General features: G+C 39.7%; 2 protein-coding genes. One reads left to right on the forward strand and one right to left on the reverse strand.

Annotated elements, in window-relative coordinates:
* Positions 1 to 267: 267 nt before the first annotated feature.
* A complete protein-coding gene (locus tag NZ519_13305; protein ID MCS7029731.1) occupies positions 268 to 1,785 on the reverse strand; it encodes a hypothetical protein in 1,518 nt (505 codons plus the stop codon).
* A gap of 338 nt (positions 1,786 to 2,123) precedes the next feature.
* Between NZ519_13305 and NZ519_13310 the strand changes: the two genes are divergently transcribed.
* Positions 2,124 to 3,131 carry a WG repeat-containing protein gene (locus tag NZ519_13310; GenBank protein MCS7029732.1) on the forward strand — a complete coding sequence of 336 codons (1,008 nt, stop codon included), beginning with the start codon at positions 2,124 to 2,126 and terminating at the stop codon, positions 3,129 to 3,131.
* Positions 3,132 to 3,223: the final 92 nt, after the last annotated feature.

Below are 3,223 nucleotides of genomic sequence, written 5' to 3' on the forward strand. Positions count from 1 at the left end.
AACGCTTCGTACTGCCTAACGGCATGCTCCATGCCCCTCACGCAAATTACCTATGCAGTTATGTCTTTACCTTGTTTAAGCTTGAAGTACAGCTACTTACAAGCTAAAACTTTGCATAAAGTGCCCTGAAATAGTTTTTTCAGAGATCCTTTGCGTGAGGCATGCGGAGGGTGGGCGTTAGCTCAGTGCGGAATGAAGTGTAGTCCGCAGCACAGCCAAGAGCACGACTAGGACCTCAATACAAACTTTTATCTCTGCTCTTTTTCATTAAGATTTTTTTTCTAGAGGTAAAGTAGAAGGTTCAAGACTGTAATTATACGCTAGAAAAGCTCTTGTCCATTGTTGAATAGGCTCTAGTCCTGTGTTATTTGCCCCTGGAAGTTCAATATTTCCTAGCTTTTTACCTACTTCAAGGCGCTTTCTGAGTGTTTCAGAAACTTTAGCTTGCCCTTTGAGAGCGCTATTTATTTTAGATTCAATAAGAATAAAATGACCATCTTTTAGTATCCCGCACAAGGGTATGATAGAATGCGGATACAACTGCAAATAGATTAACGTAATACCTTCTTTGCCTTGTTTATTGTATAATTGCTGTAAGTTTGAATTACAGGGATACATTTTACTTTGTACTTGAACGTAGAATTCTTTGTCTATTTTTTGTATGTAGCTTTGCGATGCTGTACGCAAAAAGCAGAACAATGGTAGTTCATTTATGGTTTTATCTGGGTAGTGAAACGTAACGGGTGCTGCAAGATTAAATTGAGTTTGGTTTTCAGACATGCGCCAATCTGGTAAGAGAATACCCCTTTGAGAACCAGGGTAATATGCAATACTACCCTCATATATCTCGCCTTTGGCTAAATTAGGAGCAATTTCTGTGTTTATTTTTGCTTCAACTACTTCTGTATGTGTGATGTAGTTCCACTCTCCTGTATTTTGACCTATCAAAAACCAGTAGTGATTATTTATTGCAGTAGGTTTCTGGCGGTATTCTTTGTAATACCCTACACATAGCCATCTATCTTTAACTATATCTCTGTATTTTTGTACATCCTCTTTTTTTAAGTAACTTCCTAACCTATTGAGTAAGAACTCTTGAACCTCGGGTGATAAAGTGTCTCTTTTTTGCCACAGGTTGCATAGTATGGTACTTTTAGCGATTGTTTCGGCAGGGCTTCTTTCTAACTCTTCTTCTATTAAATAAGCTAGTTCAGGCATCTTGGAAGCATTGAGCGATTCAATTAAAGATTGTTTTCTCTTATCAGTCCATTTAAAAGCGATGGTGGTTCCTTCATTGAGTACATCATTAAGGTAGGATTTGAGCAACTCTATTCCTTCGGACATTTGTTTTTCTCTTTTTTGAGCTTCTTTGGATTTAGCGCTTCGAATGCGTGCTAAACCTATTGTTGGCTTATCTTCTTGATTTGAGTCTTGGTTTTCTAAAAGTTCTTGCAACTTTTGGATTTGTTTTTTGACCCAATTTTCAGCCCAGGGAGGAGCATCAATAGATAATAAAAAATCTTCGGGGGTTTGAATGCTTCTTAACATCAACCCTAATACGTGCTTGCAAATTCCTCCTCTTTTTGCAGCCGTACAAGAGCAAGTGTAAGTTAAATTGGCAGCATTGAACATAGGAGTGTAGGGTTTGACTTCACTACCTTTGTATTGACCCCAATAAAAAGAGTCTTTTTTACCTACACTGAAAATTTCTGTTGTAATACTTTCTGCTTCCTCTAATACACTGCTAGAGGGAGCAATAGAGTGAATTTTCTCGGTTGTAAGCATACTTGAATTTTATTTAGGTTTTCAACTTCAAATTTAGTAGGTTTATGATATCTTACAAAATTTTTTGGTTTTTAGGTATGCGCTTAGTGTTGTTTATGGGTGTAAGGCTATTTGAAAGAACGTATAGCCCAAGTTGAACGTAGTAGCCAAACGGTAAAATTTAAGATATAATTTTTTGGTATTCTTGCTGTGTTCGGGTTTGGGATTGCGGATTGTCCTGAGCGGCATGCTCCTGATGCAAACGCTTACAATCAGTATGATATTTATACAATAGGCCATAAAAAATAATTACCTAAATTATTGACACATGTAAAACTTTTTTTAATTTTGCACTTTGTATGACTGTTCAAAAACTTAGCCCTTACAGTGATGGTAGAAGATGGGGCTTCCGGACAGCCGAAGGAAAAATAGTTGTACCTTGTAAATATGATTATGCATGGTCTTTCTCGGAAGGTTTAGCGCTTGTTAGATTGGACGGTAAGTATGGGTATGTAAATATACGGGGCGAGGAGATTGTACCTTGTAAATATGATGATGCATGGGATTTCTCGGAAGGTTTAGCGCGTGTGGTATTGGACGGTAAGTATGGGTATGTAAATATACGGGGTGAGGAGATTGTACCTTGTAAATATGATGATGCATGGTCTTTCTCGGAAGGTTTAGCGCTTGTGGAATTGGACGGTAAGAGGGGGTATATCAATCGTCGGGGCGAAGAAGTTATCTCTTGCCAGTATGATGAACTTATGTCATTTGAGCGAGGTGTAGCAAAAGCTAAGCTTAACGGCAAGTGGGGGTATATCAATCGAAGCGAAGAGCAGGTTGTACCTTGTACCTATGATGAGGTTTGGTATTTGAAAGATGGGTTAATAGTAGTGAGATTAGGGGATAAGTACGGTTTGTATGATGAAACGGGTAAGTTGTTAGTTCCTTGTATGTATGATGAGATTTACAGGTTTAGTGAGGGTTTAGCTAAGGTGAGGTTAGGGAATAGGTATGGTTTTTATGATAGTGAAGGGCGAGAGGTAATTGCATGTAGGTACTATGAGGATGCATTGAGTTTTACGGAGGGTTTAGCTGCGGTGAAGTTTAGGGGTAAGTGGGGGTATATTAGTGTATCAGGGGAGCAGGTGATAGGGTTTAAGTATGATGATGCATGGAGTTTTAGGAGTGGATTAGCGAAGGTAAGGATGGGGAAGAAGGAGGGTTTTGTGAATAAGGAGGGTGAGCAGGTGATAGAGTGTAAGTATGATGAAGCGGAGAGTTTTGAGGGGGATTGGGCACGTGTGAAGTTGAAGAGGAAGTGGTACAAGATAGATAAGAGTGGGAATTTAGTTGAGGAGGGATAAGCGTGAGGCATGCGGAGGGTGGGCGTTAGCCCAGTGCGGAGCGAAGCGCAGCACCGAAGCGTTAGCGTAGCCCGTAGCACGCCGACCTTGTG

This window comes from Bacteroidia bacterium, assembly GCA_025056095.1.
In the GTDB taxonomy this organism is placed as follows: Bacteria; Bacteroidota; Bacteroidia; order JANWVE01; family JANWVE01; genus JANWVE01.